17 protein-coding genes are annotated in these 16854 nt (G+C 69.9%); 14 read left to right on the forward strand and 3 right to left on the reverse strand.

Annotated elements, in window-relative coordinates; genetic code table 11:
* Positions 1 to 2: 2 nt before the first annotated feature.
* Genes ruvX through ACIA58_RS20660 form a run of 5 tightly spaced genes read left to right on the forward strand, consistent with a single transcriptional unit; the run spans position 3 to position 5075 of the window.
* On the forward strand, positions 3 to 452 hold the full coding sequence (gene ruvX, locus ACIA58_RS20640; protein ID WP_396405330.1) for a Holliday junction resolvase RuvX: 450 nt from the start codon (positions 3 to 5) through the stop codon (positions 450 to 452).
* Complete coding sequence (gene mltG / locus ACIA58_RS20645) at positions 449 to 1651, forward strand: endolytic transglycosylase MltG (RefSeq protein ID WP_396405331.1); 1203 nt, start codon at positions 449 to 451, stop codon at positions 1649 to 1651. Before ruvX ends, mltG begins: the two co-directional genes overlap by 4 nt.
* Before the next feature lies 1 nt (position 1652).
* Positions 1653 to 2477 (forward strand): shikimate dehydrogenase, encoded by an 825-nt coding sequence (locus tag ACIA58_RS20650; RefSeq protein ID WP_396405332.1) that lies wholly within the window; start codon positions 1653 to 1655, stop codon positions 2475 to 2477.
* On the forward strand, positions 2464 to 4023 hold the full coding sequence (locus tag ACIA58_RS20655; protein WP_396405333.1) for an FAD-binding protein: 1560 nt from the start codon (positions 2464 to 2466) through the stop codon (positions 4021 to 4023). The genes ACIA58_RS20650 and ACIA58_RS20655 overlap by 14 nt, the downstream gene beginning before the upstream one ends.
* 14 nt (positions 4024 to 4037) lie before the next feature.
* Positions 4038 to 5075: a DUF2330 domain-containing protein gene (locus ACIA58_RS20660; protein ID WP_396405334.1), complete on the forward strand. Its 1038-nt coding sequence runs from the start codon at positions 4038 to 4040 to the stop codon at positions 5073 to 5075.
* Here ACIA58_RS20660 and ACIA58_RS20665 read toward each other — a convergent pair.
* Positions 5068 to 5511: a hypothetical protein gene (locus tag ACIA58_RS20665; protein ID WP_396405335.1), complete on the reverse strand. Its 444-nt coding sequence runs from the start codon at positions 5509 to 5511 to the stop codon at positions 5068 to 5070. The two genes, ACIA58_RS20660 and ACIA58_RS20665, sit on opposite strands and share 8 nt — an antisense overlap.
* Positions 5512 to 5610: 99 nt before the next feature.
* Here ACIA58_RS20665 and ACIA58_RS20670 point away from each other — a divergent pair, with 99 nt between their 5' ends.
* Complete coding sequence (locus tag ACIA58_RS20670) at positions 5611 to 6318, forward strand: prepilin peptidase (protein WP_396405336.1); 708 nt, start codon at positions 5611 to 5613, stop codon at positions 6316 to 6318.
* Positions 6319 to 6406: 88 nt separating this feature from the next.
* Complete coding sequence (locus tag ACIA58_RS20675) at positions 6407 to 8002, forward strand: FAD-dependent oxidoreductase (RefSeq protein WP_396405337.1); 1596 nt, start codon at positions 6407 to 6409, stop codon at positions 8000 to 8002.
* On the opposite strand, the gene ACIA58_RS20680 is transcribed toward ACIA58_RS20675, so the two are convergent.
* On the reverse strand, positions 8003 to 9118 hold the full coding sequence (locus ACIA58_RS20680; RefSeq protein WP_396405338.1) for an ADP-ribosylglycohydrolase family protein: 1116 nt from the start codon (positions 9116 to 9118) through the stop codon (positions 8003 to 8005).
* A 146-nt stretch (positions 9119 to 9264) separates the two neighbouring features.
* Here ACIA58_RS20680 and ACIA58_RS20685 point away from each other — a divergent pair, with 146 nt between their 5' ends.
* The 5 genes from ACIA58_RS20685 to ACIA58_RS20705 all read left to right on the forward strand — a co-directional run bounded on the left by ACIA58_RS20685 (position 9265) and on the right by ACIA58_RS20705 (position 13733).
* Positions 9265 to 9465, forward strand: a complete 201-nt coding sequence (locus ACIA58_RS20685) for a hypothetical protein (protein WP_396405340.1) — start codon at positions 9265 to 9267, stop codon at positions 9463 to 9465.
* 58 nt (positions 9466 to 9523) lie between these two features.
* Positions 9524 to 10723: a chorismate synthase gene (aroC, locus tag ACIA58_RS20690; protein ID WP_396405341.1), complete on the forward strand. Its 1200-nt coding sequence runs from the start codon at positions 9524 to 9526 to the stop codon at positions 10721 to 10723.
* On the forward strand, positions 10720 to 11220 hold the full coding sequence (locus ACIA58_RS20695; RefSeq protein ID WP_396405342.1) for a shikimate kinase: 501 nt from the start codon (positions 10720 to 10722) through the stop codon (positions 11218 to 11220). The genes aroC and ACIA58_RS20695 overlap by 4 nt, the downstream gene beginning before the upstream one ends.
* Entirely contained in the window at positions 11217 to 12317 is a 1101-nt protein-coding gene (gene aroB / locus ACIA58_RS20700; RefSeq protein WP_396405344.1) for a 3-dehydroquinate synthase, read from the forward strand. The genes ACIA58_RS20695 and aroB overlap by 4 nt, the downstream gene beginning before the upstream one ends.
* A 333-nt stretch (positions 12318 to 12650) precedes the next feature.
* Positions 12651 to 13733 (forward strand): Gfo/Idh/MocA family protein, encoded by a 1083-nt coding sequence (locus ACIA58_RS20705; RefSeq protein ID WP_396405345.1) that lies wholly within the window; start codon positions 12651 to 12653, stop codon positions 13731 to 13733.
* Here the strand turns inward: ACIA58_RS20705 and ACIA58_RS20710 are convergent.
* Positions 13730 to 15703, reverse strand: coding sequence for a HelD family protein (locus tag ACIA58_RS20710; RefSeq protein ID WP_396405346.1), 1974 nt, complete (start codon positions 15701 to 15703; stop codon positions 13730 to 13732). The genes ACIA58_RS20705 and ACIA58_RS20710 overlap by 4 nt on opposite strands.
* Positions 15704 to 15760: 57 nt before the next feature.
* Here ACIA58_RS20710 and ACIA58_RS20715 point away from each other — a divergent pair, with 57 nt between their 5' ends.
* Entirely contained in the window at positions 15761 to 16348 is a 588-nt protein-coding gene (locus tag ACIA58_RS20715; protein WP_396405347.1) for a TetR/AcrR family transcriptional regulator, read from the forward strand.
* Positions 16349 to 16362: 14 nt separating this feature from the next.
* Positions 16363 to 16800 carry a type II 3-dehydroquinate dehydratase gene (aroQ, locus tag ACIA58_RS20720; RefSeq protein WP_396406496.1) on the forward strand — a complete coding sequence of 146 codons (438 nt, stop codon included), beginning with the start codon at positions 16363 to 16365 and terminating at the stop codon, positions 16798 to 16800.
* Positions 16801 to 16854 lie beyond the last annotated feature (54 nt).

A 16854-nucleotide genomic window follows, 5' to 3' on the forward strand; every position in this document is an offset into this window, starting at 1 on the left:
AGATGAGACGGGGCGTGCGGATCGCGCTCGATATCGGCGATGCCCGGATCGGCGTGGCCAGCAGCGATCCGCACGGAATCCTGGCCACCCCGGTGGAGACTGTCCGCCGTGGGCCCGGGGATCTGGATAGGATCGCCGCACTCGCCGCCGAACTGGAGGCGGTCGAGATCGTGGTGGGGCTGCCGCGTTCCCTGTCCGGGGGCGAGGGGCCGGCCGCGGCGAAGATCCGGGAGACGGCGGCACAGGTGCTGGACAAGGTAGGCGACCAAACGACGATGCGGCTGGTGGACGAGCGGTTCACCACCGTCACCGCCGAACGGATGCTGCGGGAACGGGGAAAGAAGGGCTCGAAACGACGCGCCGTGGTCGACCAGGCCGCGGCGGTCGTGATTCTGCAACATGCGCTCGACCTCGAGCGCGAGACCGGCAACCCACCCGGGAGGCCCCTGTGAACGGACCATCGGTGGATCAAGACCTCAACGAGGGCGAGGAGCAGGCCGACGATCTCGGCAGCGGCCTCGGCCTGCGGGCCGAGACCCGTGTCGAGCGCCGCGCCAACCGCCGCCGGGCCCGTAGCCGGCGGGCGTTCGGCTGCTTCGCCGGTCTGATCTCGCTGATCGTCGTCGGGGCGATCGTGGCCGGGGCCGTGGTCGGCTTCGGCAAGGGCAAGGACGCGCTCGAGGGCGTGTTCTCCGCGCCCGACTACGACGGCCAGGGCACCGGCACCGTGCAGGTCGAGATCGCCAAGGGGCAGTCGACCTCCTCGATCGCCGACACCCTGGAGAAGAAGGAAGTCGTGAAGAGCGCCCGCGCGTTCGAGCGCGCGGCCCGCGACGACCCGCGGTCGCTGCAGATCCAGGCCGCGACCTACACGCTGCGCAAGCACATGTCGGCCAAGGCCGCCCTGGCGCTGATGATGAACACCGCCGAGTCGATCAAGGTGATGCGCGTCAGCGTCCCGTCCGGGGAGACCAAGGGCGACGTCGCGGTCATCCTGCAGACCAAGCTCAAGCTGTCTTCCGGCGCGGCCGCGACCGCGATCAACCACCCGGCGGCGCTCGGCCTGCCGGCCTACGCGAAGGGCAATCCCGAGGGCTTCCTGTACCCGGCGACGTACGACGTGCCGAAGAACGCGAACGCGACCGTCATGCTCAAGCTGATGACCGCGAAGTACGCGTCGATCGCCAAGGACCTGAATCTGGTGCAGACCGCGCAGCGCAAGAAGGTGGACCCGTACCAGGTGGTGATCGTGGCCAGCATCATCGGCGCGGAGACCAACAAGCAGGCCGACTTCCCCAAGGTCGCACGGGTGATCTACAACCGGCTCTCGGCGGGCATGTACCTGGGCATGGACTCGACGGTTCACTACGTCGTCGGCAAGAACGGCGGCGTTTACACGACGCCCGAGCAGCGCAAGAACCCCTCGGCCTACAACACCTACAACCACAAGGGCCTGCCGCCGTCCCCGATCAACTCGCCGACCCGGGCCATGCTGAGCGCCGCGCTGAACCCGGCGCAGGGCGACTGGAAGTACTTCACGCTGGTCAACCTGGACACCGGCGAGACGGCCTTCGCCAACACGTTCGCGGAACACCAGGTCAACGTGAAGAAGCTCCAGACCTGGTGCCAGGCCCACACAGGGAAGTGCTGATTTGACCCGGTGTGCTGTGCTCGGTTCGCCGATTGCGCACTCGTTGTCGCCGGCGATGCATCGCGCCGCGTATGCCGAGCTGGGGCTGGACTGGGGGTACGACGCCTTCGAGGTCGAAGAGTCCGAACTCGCCGGCTTCGTGGCAACTCTCGGACCCGACGTCCGTGGGTTGTCGCTGACGATGCCGCTGAAGCGGGTCGCGCTCGATCTGGTCGACACGGTCGATCCGGTGGCGGAGTTGATCGGCGCGGCGAACACGATGCTGTTCGAGCCGGACGGATCCCGGTCCGCGCACAACACCGACGTACCCGGGCTGGTGAACGCTTTCGCCGAGCAGGGCATCACGGCGGCCGAGTCGGCGGTCGTTCTCGGCGGCGGGGCGACCGCGGCCTCGACGCTGGCGGCGTTGCGTGGTCTGAAGGTCACCGACGTCACGCTCGTCGTGCGGGACCTGTCCAAGGCCGAGCGGTTGCTGGACCTCGCCGCCGAGTTGGGACTCCGGACTTCGGTCGCGGACTTCTCGCAGGTCGAGCAGATCGGCGGCTTCGACCTGTGCGTGTCGACCCTGCCAGGTGGCGCGGTCGACCCGTGGGCCGAGCACTTCGCCGCTGTCGCGCCGGTGGTGTTCGATGTGGCGTACCACCCTTGGCCGACCCGGCTCGCGATCGCGGCGCACCGGATCGGTACAGAGCTGTTGAACGGACTTGATCTACTCGTGCATCAGGCGACCCTCCAGGTGGAGATGATGACGGGTAGGTCGCCGGCTCCTCTGGCGGCCATGAGGACGGCCGCCCGTGAGGAGTTGGGGGATCGTGAGCCTGCTTGACCGCCGTACGGTACTGAAGGCCGGCGGCGCCGCCGCGGCTGTCGCACTGACCGGGTGCGGCGACACCAACGACAACTCAGGCACGACAACGAGCCCGTCACAGACGTCGGCGCCCAGCACCCCGGCGCCCAGCACGACCGCCCCCAGCAGCACCGCCGTGCCGACCACGACGACGCCGAGCAGCAACCCGAGCACCTCCGCGCCGACCCTGACGTCGACCGCGCCGAACTGGAACACCTTCTCCCGCTCGCTGACGGGCAAGCTGTACCTGTCCTCGACCGCCGGGTACGCCGCCGCGCACCAGTTGTTCAACCCGCGCTGGGACAGCGTACGGCCGACCGCCGTGGTGAAGGCCGCGAATTCCGGCGACGTGCAGAAGGCGATCAACTTCGCCCGCGACAACAAGCTCGTGCTCGTACCGAAGAGCGGCGGCCACTCGTACGTCGGCGCGTCCACGATCGCGAACGGGATGCAGGTCGACGTCGGCGGGCTGAAGACGATGAGCTACTCCAACGGCGTCCTCACCGTCGGCGCCGGCGCCCGGCTGTACGATGTACACGCGTTTCTGGACCGGTACGGCCGCTCCCTGCCGACCGGGACCTGTCCGACCGTCGGCGTCGCCGGTCTCACGCTCGGCGGCGGGATGGGGATCCACACCCGCACGTACGGGCTGACCTGCGACCGGGTCGTGTCGATGGGCGTGTTCACCGCGGACGGGAAGTCGCACAACGTCAGCGCGACCGTCGAGCCGGACCTGTTCTGGGCCTTGCGCGGCGGCGGTGGCGGCAACCTCGGCGTGGTCACGTCGTTCCGGTTCGCCACGATCCCGGCGACCAAGCTCGGGTTCTTCCGGCTGACCTGGCCCGAGTCGCAGGCGGCGGCCGTGGTCAGCGGCTGGCAGAAGTTCGCCCGGAGCGCGCCGACGACCGCCTGGGGCAACCTGCATATCGATGCCCAGAGCAACGGAACGCTGTCGGTCCACGTGCTCGGCGTCTCCACCACCGGCAACGCGAACGCGGCGGCCGCGCAGCTGGAGTCGTTCGTCGGCGCGAAGGCGTCGGGGCGCTCCATCACGGTGAAGACGCACCTGGAAGCGGTGAAGTACCTCGGCGGCGGTACGACGAGTCCGCGGCAAGGCTTCCTCGCCGGTTCCGACGTACTCAAGGGGCCGATGGACGCCGCGACGATCACGGCGCTGCTCGGCGCGGTGAAGGCGGCCGCGAGGACCAAGACGGCGGCGTCGGCGATCCTCGACCCGCTCGGCGGTCAGGCCGCGAAGCAGCCGGCCGGTGGGTCGTCGTGGCCGTGGCGCGGCGGGCTGGGCGTGATCCAGTGGTACTCCTCCGCGCAGGACAAGAACGCCCAGACCTTCATCGCGAACGGCCATCGCGCCGTCCGGGCGGCTTCGGCCGGTGCCTACGTCAACTACCTCGAGACGGGGCGGGCGGTGAGTTCGTACTACGGCGCGAGCTCGGCCAAGCTGCAGGCCGCCAAAAAGAAGTACGACCCGGCCAACTTCTTCCACACCCCGTACACCTTTGCCTAGCTAGTCTTCGGCCCGTGAAGCTTTGGCGGGTAGTGGCTGGTGTGCTGGCGGTCGGATTCATCGCGGCCGGGGTGACGCCCGCCTGGGCGTGCGCGTGCGGCGGCTATCTGCCGGACGCGCAGTCGCGGGCCCGTGCGTACGGCGAGAACGCCCTGGTCCAGTACGCCGGCGGCACCGAGCAGATCACGCTCTCGATGGCGATCAACGGCACGTCGAAGAAGGCGGCCTGGATCATGCCGGTCCCGTCCGCGGCGAAGGTCGAGCTGGGTGACGACGAGCTGTTCTACCGGCTCGACCGCCTGACCCGGCCGAAGGTCGTGTACAAGAAGACGTACTGGCCGTTCCGCGGCCTCGGGATCATGGGCAACGCGCGCGACTCCGCGGGGGCGGCCGCGCCCGGCTCCGGGGTGAACGTCCGCCAGCAGATGGTGCTCGGCCCGTTCGCGGTCGCGCGGCTCAGCGGGTCGACCGGTACGGCGGTCACGGACTGGCTGCGGACGAACGGGTACGTCGTACCGGCGACGCTGGCCGCCAACCTCACGCCGTACCTGACCGAGAAGTGGGAGATCGTCGCGGTGAAGCTCGCGCCGAAGCGGGACGGCGAGAGCCTGAGCGGAGCGACGCCGCCGCTGCGGCTGACGTTCGCGTCGCAGCGGATCGTCTACCCGATGCGGCTGAGCAAGGGCGCGACCACCGACCAGACAGTCACGGTGTACGTCGCGGCCGAGCACCGGGTCGATGCGACGAAGCTGCCGGATGCGGCGGTGCGGCCCGAGTTGCTGTTCGCCGGCCGGGTCGAGGACGACGCGCTGACGACGCCGGCGACCTTCCTGACCGCGTACACGGCGACCTATCGCGAGCCGGGCCGGATCACCGACGACTTCACGTTCGCACCGGCCGCGACCGACGCCGAGTACCAGCGGGTCGAGGTGATCACCGAGAACGACGGCTTCTGGAGCACGATCGGCGTTCTCTTCGCAGGCCTGCTGCTGGTCGGCCTCGGTGCCGCGGTGATCGCACGCGTGCTGGTCCGGCGGTCCCGGGTCAGCTGACGAAGTCGATCTGGTGGTCGCGGCCGGCGAAGCTGAACGCGTCACCGGCGTGCAGACCCTCGATCGCCGCGTAGATCGGCGCGTCGGCCGAGATCCCTTCGTACGTCGCGCCGTCGCACTCGAACGCCGCCGCGACCACGCCGACGACGTACCGGTCGCCGTCGAACCCGATGATCGCGCCCGGCCCGACCTCGCTCCGCGGCCCGAAGTCGAGCTTCTCGATCGCGCTCAGGATGCCCGCCTGCCGCTGCTCCCGGCCCTCCAACAGCCCGCCGAGATCACCGGCCTCGGCGGCCTGGGACTGGTCGTCGACCGAGAACGACGAGTCCTGGTCCAGCTTCGCCGCCGAATCCTCCTGCGCCACGTTGCCCTGCGCAGCCCGCACGTCGGCCTCGACCTGCCGCACCAGCGCGTCCTTCACCCGGCTCTTGTCCACGGCATCCTTCTTCCAGAGATGACCTTTCCATCACACTCCCACAATCTTGTCCACAGGGCTTGCGATCCAGGGGCCCGGGATCGTCTAGGCTCCTGGATCGTGCCGGCTGACAACGCATTGCTCGCTGCGGGGATCGGGGTGGTCGTCTGCGGTCCCGCGGCGGCGGTTCTCGGGCCGTGGCTGACGCGGCGCATCCCGGAGCCGGTGCTGGACGAGGGCGAGACCAAGGTCGCGTACGCGTCGGTGGGCGGTCGGCGAGCGGCGTACTGGTGTGGCGGGCTGGCGGCGGTGTCCGGTGGACTGCTCGGCTGGATGCTCGGGCTGGACGCGGTGCTGCCCGCATGGCTGGTGCTGGCGGTCGCCGGGGCGGTGCTCGGGTACATCGACGCCCGGACGCGGTTCCTGCCGTCGGTGATCATCTGGCCGACGTACGTCGTCGTCGCGGCGGGCTTGCTGGCCGCGGCGGTGGCGACGGGGGAGTGGGGATCGTTGCGCCGGGCGGTGATCGCCGGGGCGATCGGGTTCGCGGTGTTCTACGTGCTGTGGTTCGCGTTCCCGCGCGGCGTCGGCTTCGGCGATGTGCGGCTGTCCGGGCTGCTCGGGCTGGCGCTCGGCTGGCTGGGCTGGGGACAGTTCGCCTCCGGGTTGTACGGCGGGTTCTTCCTCGGCGCGGTCGTCGGGATCGTGCTGATCGTCTTCAAGGTGATGACGCGCAAACAGATGGTCCCGTTCGGGCCGTTCATGCTGGTCGGCGCGTTGGGCGGCGTACTGCTCGGCGCGCCGTTGGAGCGGCTGTACGCCGGATAGGGGATCCCGCTACTCCACCAGATGGTTGATGTGCGGGTATGGCCTGCCTTCCTAGGGTCGAAGCAATCGAATCTCGGGAGGGAATTCAATGCCAGTCAGTCGTCGTGGCCTGTTGGCCGGAACGGCAGTCGCCGGTGCATCGCTCGCCATTCCCGGTACGGCGTCGGCCGCACCGTCGGCCGCACCGTCCGCCGCGTCCATCGGTGCCAAGATCGGCCCGGGTGACGCCCGCTACCAGGATCTCGTCACCCGTGGGCAGAACCGGCGCTTCGTCGGTACGCCCGACTACATCCGGGTGATCCGGTCGCCGCAGGACGCGGTCGCCGCCGTCCAGGAGGCGGTCCGCGCGGGCAAGCGGATCGCGGTCCGGGGCGGTGGACACTGCTTCGAGGACTTCGTCGACAGCAGCGACATCGAGGTCGTGCTGGACATGTCGACGAACAACGACATCACCTGGGATCCGCGGTACCGGGCCTTCTCGGTCGGCTCCGGCGCGATCCTGGAGAACCTCTACAAGGAACTGTTCTTCGGCTGGGGCCTGACCGTGCCGGCCGGCGGCTGCCTCGGCGTCGGTGTCGGCGGCCACTTCGCCGGTGGCGGGTACGGTCCGCTCTCGCGCAAGTACGGCTCGGTCGTCGACCACCTGTACGGCGTGGAGATCGTGGTCGTCGACGCCCGCGGCCGGGCCCGCACGGTGGTCGCGACCCGTGACAACGAGCACCGCGACCTGTGGTGGGCGCACACCGGCGGCGGCGGCGGGAACTTCGGCGTCGTGGTCCGGTACCTGCTCCGCAGCAGCGGCTCGACCGGCCGGACGCCGGAGGAATCGTTGCCCAAGGCACCGGCCGCGCTGCGCTCCACCGTGCTGGTGTACGACTGGTCGAAGACCACCCAGGCCGACTTCGTCCGCACGATGCGGAACTGGTTCACGTTCTTCGAACAGCACAACACGCCGGACTCGCCGTACGCGACGCTCTACGCGCCGTTCGTGATCAGCCAGAAGAAGGCGGGACAGTTCCTGCTCTCGACCCAGATCGACGCCGCCGCACCGAACTCCGAACAGCTGATGAACGCGTTCAACGCCGCGATCACGACCGGCGTACAGGCCAAGCCGCAGACGATCGACATGGGTGTCGGCCCGTTCCTGCACCTGACGATGGAGCGCTCGATCGGCGAGACGCCGACGCCGAGCCGTGGCAAGTACAAGGCGGCCTACCTGAAGAAGGGGTACACCGACGAGCAGATCGTCGCGATGTACAACGGGCTCACGGATCCGGACTACAACGGGCCGGAGTCGTCGATCCTGCTCGTCCCGTACGGCGGCAAGGTGAACACCGTCCCCTCGAACGCCACCGCCGCCGCGCAGCGGGACGTGGTCTGCAAGATGGTGCTCACTGCGTCCTGGGAGTCCGCCGCCGACGACGCGATGCACCTCGCCTGGGCGCGCAAGGTGTACGGCGACATCTATCGCGAGACGGGCGGCGCCCCGATCCCGAGCGCGATCAATGCGGGGGCATACATCAACTACCCGGACACCGACCTCGCCGATCCGGCGTACAACAAGTCGGGTGTGCCGTGGCACGACCTCTACTACCTGGGCAACTACCCGCGGCTGCAGCAGATCAAGTCGAAGTGGGACCCGCGCAACGTGTTCCACCACAAGCTCTCGATCGAGCCGGCGTAATCACCAGCCGGGGTAGCGGGTGGTCCAGGTGGTGTGTGGACCGTAGTCGCCGTGCAGGCGCTTTCCTTGGGTGAACTCCAGGGCAAAGTCGTCGGCCAGCTGGAGGATGGTGGGGCGGCCCTCGACGGTGAAGACGAGCTCTGAGGGGAGAGCCGTCTCGCCGTGGAGGGCGCCGAGGATGTTCCCGCAGATCGCGCCGGTGGAGTCGCTGTCGCCGGAGTGAGTGACGGCGAGCGCCAGCGCGTCGAGGAACTGCTCGGGCTCCGGACAGGCAAGCGCTGCGAAGACGGCGATCGCGAGCGCCTCCTCGGCGACCCAGCCGCCACCGAGGCGCTCGACGGTGACCGGTCCGGCAGGCGCTGTTGCGGCGAGGTGCCGCGCGAACGAGAGCGCCGTACTGGTCTCCTCGTGGCCTTCGTGCTGGGTGAGCAGGCTGGTCGCCCGCGACAGCGCCTCGTCCAGCCCGGCGCCGCCGCACAGCTCGCGGATGATCGCGGCGAGTGTGCCGGACGCGAGCTTGCCGGTCGCGTGACCGTGCGTGTACCCGGCAGCCGTAGCGGCCGAGTCGAAGATCCAGTCGGTCGGGAAGACCTCCGGCAGCAGCCCGAACGGCGCGACCCGCATCACCCCGCCGCAGCCCTTCGAGTCGTTCACCGCCTCTTCGCCGTACTGCGGGATCCGCGGCTCGCCCTTGCGGGCCTGCGTCAGCGCGCTCAAGCAGGTGTTGCCGGGCGCGCGCCGTGCGTACAGCCACTGCTCGCGCTGCAGCCAGCCGTCCTGCTCACCGCTCGGTCCGGGCAGGTTTTGCGTGTCCAGCCATCGGTCGTACGCGTGCTGGACAACAGCCACAGTGAACCCGAGCCCGCGGTCGGTCCGCACGCTTGCCCGAATCAGCCCTTCCATCGTGAACAGCGTCATCTGGGTGTCGTCGGTGATCGTCCCCGCCGGCCAGCCCTCACCACCCGCGACGAACGCCCGTACGCCGTCCGGGTACTTCGCGACGATCGTCCGACCATCCGCGAACTCCACCGGGCCGCCCAGCGCGTCCCCGATCGCACCGCCCAGCAAGCACCCGCGTACCCGCGCCCGCCACGTCTCCTCAGCCGCCCGATTCATGCCAGGACCTTAGGGCATGTCTGACATGCCCTATCGGGGGTGGTGCCAGCGCTACCCCGAAGACGGGTTCCAGGGCCAGTTCACCCGGCGCTCCCAACTTCTACCGTCGTTGGTACAAGGAACCGAGACGTTCAAGGGAGCCCATGATGACCACCGCATTCCGTCGTACCGCCGGGCGCCTGGCCGTGGCGGCGCTCGCCACCACCGCGCTGACCGGCGCCGCGATCGCCGGCGGTCAGGCAGCCAGTGCCACCACCAGCTGCGACGAGTCGCCGATCATCAAGACCTTCGACATGGTCCTGTCCGTCCGCGACGGCCTGACCCAGGACAGCCAGACCTGCCGCTGACCCTGTCGCCGCTGAGACCGCCGTCCGGGTGGTGGGCGCGGCGTGAAAGAATCCAGGCATGCTGCGCTGGCTCACCGCCGGCGAGTCGCACGGACAAGCGCTCGTCGCCGTACTCGAAGGTCTCCCCGCCGGGGTTCAGGTCACCACTGATGACGTGGCCGACGCCCTGGCCCGTCGGCGGCTCGGCTACGGCCGTGGCGCCCGGATGAAGTTCGAGCGGGACGAGGTGACGTTCCTCGGCGGGTTCCGGCACGGACTGACGCTCGGCAGCCCGGTCGCGATCCAGGTCGGGAACACCGAGTGGCCCAAGTGGGAGCAGGTGATGAGCGCGGATCCGGTCGACGCCGAGACGCTGGCCGGCCTGGCCCGGAATGCTCCGCTGACCCGCCCGCGCCCGGGTCACGCCGACCTGGCCGGCATGCAGAAGTACGGGTTCGACGAGGCCCGCCCGGTGCTCGAGCGCGCCAGCGCCCGCGAGACCGCGGCCCGGGTCGCACTCGGCGAGGTCGCGGCCCGCTTCCTCCGCCAGTCGTACGGCGTGACGATCGTCAGCCACGTCGTCGAGCTCGGCACGGTGAAGGCGCCGTACGGCGTGATCCCGGCGTACGGCGAGGTCGCGAAGCTGGACGCGGATCCGGTCCGCTGCCTGGACCCGGACGCGAGCAAGCAGATGGTCGCCGAGATCGACGCCGCGCAGAAGGCCGGCGACACGCTCGGCGGTGTGGTCGAGGTCGTCGTCGACGGTCTCCCGCCGGGCCTCGGCAGCTACGTGCACTGGGACCGGCGGCTCGACTCCAAGCTGGCCGGTGCGCTGATGGGCATCCAGGCGATCAAGGGCGTCGAACTCGGTGACGGGTTCGAGCTCGCGCGTACGCCGGGGTCGAAGGCGCACGACGAGATCGTTCCCGCCGGTGGATCCGTCCGGCGTACCAGTGGCCGCTCGGGTGGCACCGAGGGCGGGATGAGCACTGGCGAGACGCTGCGGGTCCGGGCGGCGATGAAGCCGATCGCGACCGTGCCGCGCGCTTTGCGCACGATCGACACGTCGACCGGCGAGGCCGCGGCGGCGCACCACCAGCGGTCGGACGTCTGCGCCGTACCGGCTGCCGGCATCGTTGCCGAGGCGATGGTCGCGCTGGTGCTGGCCGAGGTGTCGCTGGAGAAGTTCGGCGGTGACTCGGTCGCGGAGACCGCGCGCAACCACCAGTCCTACTTGGCAAACCTGCCGACGACGATCGCCCCGCGGGAGTGGCAGTGAGCCCGGTCGTCGTCCTGGTCGGGCCGCCGGGATCGGGTAAGTCCACGATCGCGGCGCTGCTGGCCGAGCGGTTGAAGGTCACCCACCGCGACACCGACTCCGACATCGAGGCCGGCGCGGGCAAGCCGATCTCCGAGATCTTCGTCGACGAGGGCGAGCCGCATTTCCGCGAGCTGGAGCGGGCCGCGATCGTCGCCGCACTGACGGACGACGGCGAGGTGCTGTCGCTCGGCGGTGGCGCGATCCTCGACGAGGCGACCCGCGCCGACCTGGCCGGCCACACCGTCGTCTTCCTCGACGTCAGCCTCGGCGAGGCGTCCAAGCGCGTCGGCCTGAGCGTTGCCCGGCCGCTGCTCCTGGGCAACGTCCGCACCCAGCTCCGCAACCTGATGGAGGCCCGCCGGCCGCTGTACGCCGAGGTCGCCAAGCTGATCGTGACGACGGACAACAAGGCCCCGGAGCAGATCGCCGACGAAATCCTGGAGCACCTCGGATGACCGATGGTCCCACCAGGATCCGGGTCGCCGCGGCGGCCCCCTATGACGTTGTCATCGGCAACAACTTGCTCGGTGAGCTGCCGGTGCTGCTGGGCGAAGGGGTGCAGCGGGTCGCTGTCGTCCACCCCCGGGCGCTCCGCGAGACCGGCGATGCGATTCGCGACGACCTGACGGCGTCCGGGTTCACCGCGCACGCGATCGAGATCCCGGATGCGGAGGAGGCCAAGACCGCCGAGGTGCTGGCGTACTGCTGGTCCGTGCTCGGTCAGGCCGGCTTCACCCGGTCGGACGCGATCGTGAGTGTCGGCGGTGGTACGACGACCGACCTGGCCGGGTTCGTGGCGGCGACCTGGCTGCGCGGCGTCAAGGTCGTGCACATCCCGACGACGCTGCTCGGCATGGTCGACGCGGCCGTCGGCGGCAAGACCGGGATCAACACCGCCGAGGGCAAGAACCTGGTCGGCGCGTTCTGGGAGCCGGCCGGGGTCCTCTGCGACCTGGCCGCCCTCGAGAGCCTGCCCCACAACGACTACGTCAGCGGTCTCGCCGAGGTCGTGAAGTGCGGGTTCATCGCCGATCCGGTGATCCTCGACCTGGTCGAGAAGGACCCGTCCGGCGCCACGAACCCGTCGTACGGCGCGACCGAGGAGCTCATCGCCCGGTCCATCCAGGTGAAGGCCGACACGGTCGGCGCGGACCTGCGCGAGCGGACCACCACGGTCGGCGGCCGGATCGGTCGCGAGGCGCTGAACTACGGGCACACCCTCGGACACGCGATCGAGCGCGTCGAGCGGTACAAGTGGCGCCATGGTGCCGCGATCAGCATCGGCATGGTGTTCGTCGCCGAGCTGGCCCGCGCCGCCGGCCGGCTCGACGACGCAACGGCCGACCGCCACCGCGCCGTCCTCGAGTCGCTCGGCCTCCCGGTCTCCTACCTCGCCGACGCCTGGCCGCACCTGCAGGACGCGATGAAGCTCGACAAGAAGACCCGCGCCGACCGCCTCCGCTTCGTCATCCTCGACGCCCTGGCCAAACCCACCATCCTCGAGGCGCCGGACCCGAGCCTGTTGATCGCCGCCTACGGCGAGATCAGCTAGCCGCCGCACCCTCCGGTGGTGTGCCGCGCTCCTTCTTCAAGATCAGCGAACGCGGGTCCACGCCCGGACGGGAGATCTGGCTGGCGGGTTGTTTCACCACTGGCGCGCAACAACACGCCAGCCGCCAAACAGCCCGCCATTGGAGCCAACCTCGTGGCGGCCGTGCGGCTGACGGCGGCCGGTCCGGCCCGAGGGCGCGGTGGCGTGCTGCCGCCGAGGATGGGTACCTGCGGGGGAGTGTGAGCTGGCCGGAAGTGGTCAGATGGTGGGCGACGGGTTGTGGATCGGGGGGAGTCCGCAGAGGATGGAAGCCCCTCGGAAAGGGCTTTCCATATGAGCAAGCCAAGGATCGCGATCGTTGGTACCGGCGGGATCGCCGGCTCGCACGCCCGGGCGGTGACGGCGCTGGCGGAGCGGGCCGAGCTGGTCGCGGCTGTGGACGTCGACCTGGACCGGGCCAAGGAGTTCGCCGCCAAGTGGAACATCCCGGCGACGTACCCGAGCCTGACCGACCTCCTCGCGGAGGACCGCGTCGACCTGGTCCACCTGTGTACGCCGCCGAACTCGCACGTGCCGCTCGCCGCCGAGTGCCTGGCCGCGGACGTCGACGTGTACATGGAGAAGCCGCCGACCCTCTCGCTGGACGAGTTCGACACCCTGCTGGCGGCGGAGGAGAAGTCGTCGGCGCAGGTGGCGTGCGTGTTCCAGCACCGCTTCGGATCGGGCGCGGTCCGGCTGCGGCAACTGCTCGCCGACGGTGTGCTCGGCCGGCCGTTGGTTGCCCTGTGCAACACCGTTTGGTACCGCGACGACGCGTACTTCTCGGTGCCGTGGCGCGGGACGTTCGACGTCGAGGGCGGCGGGCCGACGATGGGTCACGGGATCCATCAGTACGACCTGCTGCTGTCGGTCCTCGGCCCGTGGGAGAAGGTGACCGCGCTCGCGGCCAGGCAGGCGCGCCCGACGCAGACCGAGGACGTCTCGCTGGCCATGGTGACCTTCGAGAACGGCGCGGTCGCCTCGGTCGTGAACTCGCTGGTGTCCGCCCGCCAGACGTCCCAGCTCCGCTTCGACTGCGAGAACGCGACCGTCGAGCTGGAGCACCTCTACGGCTACAAGAACCCCGACTGGACCGTCACGCCGGCGCCCGGCCACGAGGAGATCGCCGACGCCTGGTCGGCCGAGCTCCCCGACGTAGCGAGCGGCCACACGGCTCAGCTGGCCGCGATCCTGGACGCCAAGGCAGCGGGCGCACGGACTCCGGTCACGCTCGCCGAGGCCCGCAACACCCTCGAGCTGGCCGCCGCCATCTACGCCTCCGCCTTCACCGACAAGCCGATCCGCCGTGGCGAACTCACCCATGGCAGCCCGTACGCCCAGCGCATGGGCGGCCCGGGCGCACCCTGGAGTGCCTAGCTCAGCTCCGGCGGGAGCGGCCGATTGTGCAGTACGTCGAGCCGGGAGACTGCTCTGGTGAGGACGACGTACAGCCGGTTCAGGCCGCGCGACTCGGAGGCGACGATCTCGGCGGGCTCGACCGCGATCACGTGGTCGTACTCGAGTCCCTTCGCCAGACTCGCCGGTACAACGGCCACCCGGCCGTCGGCGTCTGCCGCCGCCACCTCGATCCCGGCTGCCTTCAGAGCGTCCGTCAGCGCGGGCAGTTGATGGTCGGCCGCGATCACGCCGACTGATCCTTCATACGTAAGGGCTAGTCGTACGGTGGTAGCGCAGGCGACGGGAAGGTCGTCGACATTCGTGACGGTCAGCTCGCCGTCGGAGCGGAAGGACGTGGTCGGCGGCACGTCGACGTCGAGGGCAACCAGCAGACGGTTCGCCAGCTCGACGACTGCCGCCGGCACGCGATAGCCGGTGCTCAAGGCAACGATCTCGGCGGCGGGCTTGCCGAGATGACCGAGCTGCGTCGACCAGTCCGTGGCGGCCCACGCCGTCGTACCCTGCGCCAGATCGCCGAGCACGGTGAGCGAACTGTGCTCGCTCCGCCGCGCGATCGCTCGGCACTGCATGGGGGAGAGGTCCTGCGCCTCGTCCACGATCACCTGCCCGTACGTCGGACCGCGCTCGAGCAGGGCACTCACCTCGTCGAGCAGTACTGCGTCCGCGGCCGTCCAGCGCGCACTCTTCGCCTTGCGCGGTCGAGGCCAGCTGATGGCTCGCTGCTCGTCCGCGCTCAGAATCCCGTCCGCGGCCGACGAGGGGTCACTCAGTACCTCGGCCAGCACCTCGTCGGCCTTCAGACTCGGCCACACCGCTTCGACGTCGGGCGTCACAGCACGTGCCATCCGGCGCAGCCAGACGCCGTTGCAGTTCTGCCCGCGCGCCTCGGCCTGGCGCTGCAGGGCAGCGACGATCCGCGCGATCACCCGCTCACGCCCGGTCAGGTACGTCGTCGCATCCGCCTCGGCCTCCGCCACCATCTCGGCGAACTCGTGCTGGTTGACCCGCCACTTGTACGACTCGTCCCGCACCGCGACTGCTTGCGTCGGGCGGCCGATCCGCGCGTACACCGCCTTTCGCAGTACCTCGGCCATCCGGGCGTCGTGCTTCACCTCGGCCGCCGGCTGCTCGTCCGTGGCGCGGACCTCACGATCCAGCAGTTGCTCGATCGTCGTCTGCTCGACATCCACCTCGCCCAACGTCGGCAGTACGGCGGAGATGTAGTGCAAGAACGCCCGGTTCGGCCCGAGGACGAGTACGCCGTTCCGCGTGAGCCGGGAGCGGTGCGCATAGAGGAGGTACGCGGCCCGGTGCAGGCCGACCGCTGTCTTACCGGTCCCTGGCGCGCCTTGGACGCAGACCGAGACGTCCAGATCGGTCCGCACCAGCGTGTCCTGCTCCGGCTGGATGGTCGCGACGATGTCCCGCATCGGACCGACGCGAGCCCGCTCGATCTCACGGCGTACGAGGGCGCTGTCGGCCTGCTCGCCGGCGGTGAGGCGCTCGTCCTCGAAGCTGGTCAGCGTCTGGCCGGACCAGCCGAACCGGCGGCGGGTCTCGATACCGCGCGGCTCGACCGCCGACGCCTGGTAGAACGCGGCCGACACCGGCGCGCGCCAGTCGATCACCATCGGCGGACGGCCGATCGCGTCCGAGATGTGCCGCCGGCCGAGGTAGTAGGTCTGCCGGCTGTGCTCGCCGGCACCCGCGTCGCCGTACGCGATCACGCCGAAGAACGGCGGGTTGTCGCCCTCCTCGCCCATGTCCCGGGCGAGCGTCTTGAGGTAGAAGCCGAGCCGCTCGGCCGTGTACCGGTCGCCCCACGTGTGCTCGCCGACCGCCACGTTCTCCCGCGCGCCGGCCACCATCCGCCGCAGCGCGTCCCGGCAGCGCCCGGCGTAGTCGCGCTCCGATGTCAGATCCCGCATCCATCCCTCCGAAAAAGATTAACTCGGTCAATCTTTTGCCTAGGTTAACATGCTGAGGTGACCGGACTTCGCGAGCGCAAGAAGCAGCAGACGTACGACGCCCTGTCCGAGGCGGCCATCGCGCTGTTCCTGAAGCGGGGCTTCGACGAGGTGTCGGTGACCGATATCGCCGCGGCGGCGAACGTCTCCAAGCCGACGTTGTTCAAGTATTTCCCGACCAAACAGGACCTCGTCCTGCACCGGATCGCCGACCACCGGCACGAGTCCGCGCGGGTGGTCGCGGCCGCGGTGGTCCCACCGGTCCAGGCGCTCCGCGAGCACTTCCTCGCCGGGCTCACCGCCCGCGACCCGATCACCGGCTTGAACGACCACCCGCAGGTCCTCGCCTACTACAAGCTCGTCTTCACCACTCCCGCTCTCACGACCCGGCTGCACCAGTTCATGGACGACGACGAGCGCGCTCTCGCCGAGGCTTTCGGAGCCGGTCTTGCGGGCGAACTCCTGGCTGCCCAGGCGGTGTCGGTCCAGCGAGTCCTGTCGCGCCGCAACTGGGAGGTCATCGCCGCCGGCCGGCGCGCCGCCGACCGCTACCTGGACGCGGTGACCGAAGCGGAGACGGCCTTCGACGGCCTGCCGCTAGGGTGAGTGCTGTGACGGATGTGAGCAGGCGGGTGCTGGTGCTGAACGGTCCGAACCTCGGACGGCTCGGATCCCGCGAGCCGGAGAAGTACGGTACGACGACCTTCGCCGAGCTGGTCGGTGTGTGCGAGAAGACCGGCGCCGAGCTCGGCCTCGAGGTCGAGGTGCGGCAGACCGACGACGAGGCGGAGCTGGTCGGCTGGCTGCACGAGGCCGCCGACGACCGGACGCCCGTCGTGCTCAACCCGGCCGCGTTCACCCATTACTCGTACGCCTTGCGTGACGCGATCGCGCAGCGGACGGCGCCGTTGATCGAGATCCACCTCACCAACCCGGCCACCCGCGAGGAGTTCCGCCACACCAGCGTCGTCGCCGGCGTGGCGACCGGGACCATCGCCGGCTTCGGCCTGGACTCGTACCGGCTGGCCCTGCGCGCGATCACCAGCCTGGATTCATAACCAAACTGCCCTTTCGGGCATCAGGTGGGTGTGGGCACATTCCACCCGCCACGC

The sequence above is a fragment of the Kribbella sp. NPDC051586 genome, from assembly GCF_044453965.1.
Taxonomy (GTDB): Bacteria; Actinomycetota; Actinomycetes; order Propionibacteriales; family Kribbellaceae; genus Kribbella.

Bases quoted from the DNA above. Each gene is read 5' to 3' on its own strand.
- ACIA58_RS20680 (WP_396405338.1), bottom strand. From the start codon at position 9,118: ATGAATCGGGCGGCTGAGGAGACGTGGCGGGCGCGGGTACGCGGGTGC.
- aroC (WP_396405341.1), top strand. From the start codon at position 9,524: ATGCTGCGCTGGCTCACCGCCGGCGAGTCGCACGGACAAGCGCTCGTC.
- ACIA58_RS20705 (WP_396405345.1), top strand. From the start codon at position 12,651: ATGAGCAAGCCAAGGATCGCGATCGTTGGTACCGGCGGGATCGCCGGC.
- ACIA58_RS20685 (WP_396405340.1), top strand. From the start codon at position 9,265: ATGACCACCGCATTCCGTCGTACCGCCGGGCGCCTGGCCGTGGCGGCG.
- ruvX (WP_396405330.1), top strand. From the start codon at position 3: ATGAGACGGGGCGTGCGGATCGCGCTCGATATCGGCGATGCCCGGATC.
- aroB (WP_396405344.1), top strand. From the start codon at position 11,217: ATGACCGATGGTCCCACCAGGATCCGGGTCGCCGCGGCGGCCCCCTAT.
- ACIA58_RS20710 (WP_396405346.1), bottom strand. From the start codon at position 15,703: ATGCGGGATCTGACATCGGAGCGCGACTACGCCGGGCGCTGCCGGGAC.
- ACIA58_RS20675 (WP_396405337.1), top strand. From the start codon at position 6,407: ATGCCAGTCAGTCGTCGTGGCCTGTTGGCCGGAACGGCAGTCGCCGGT.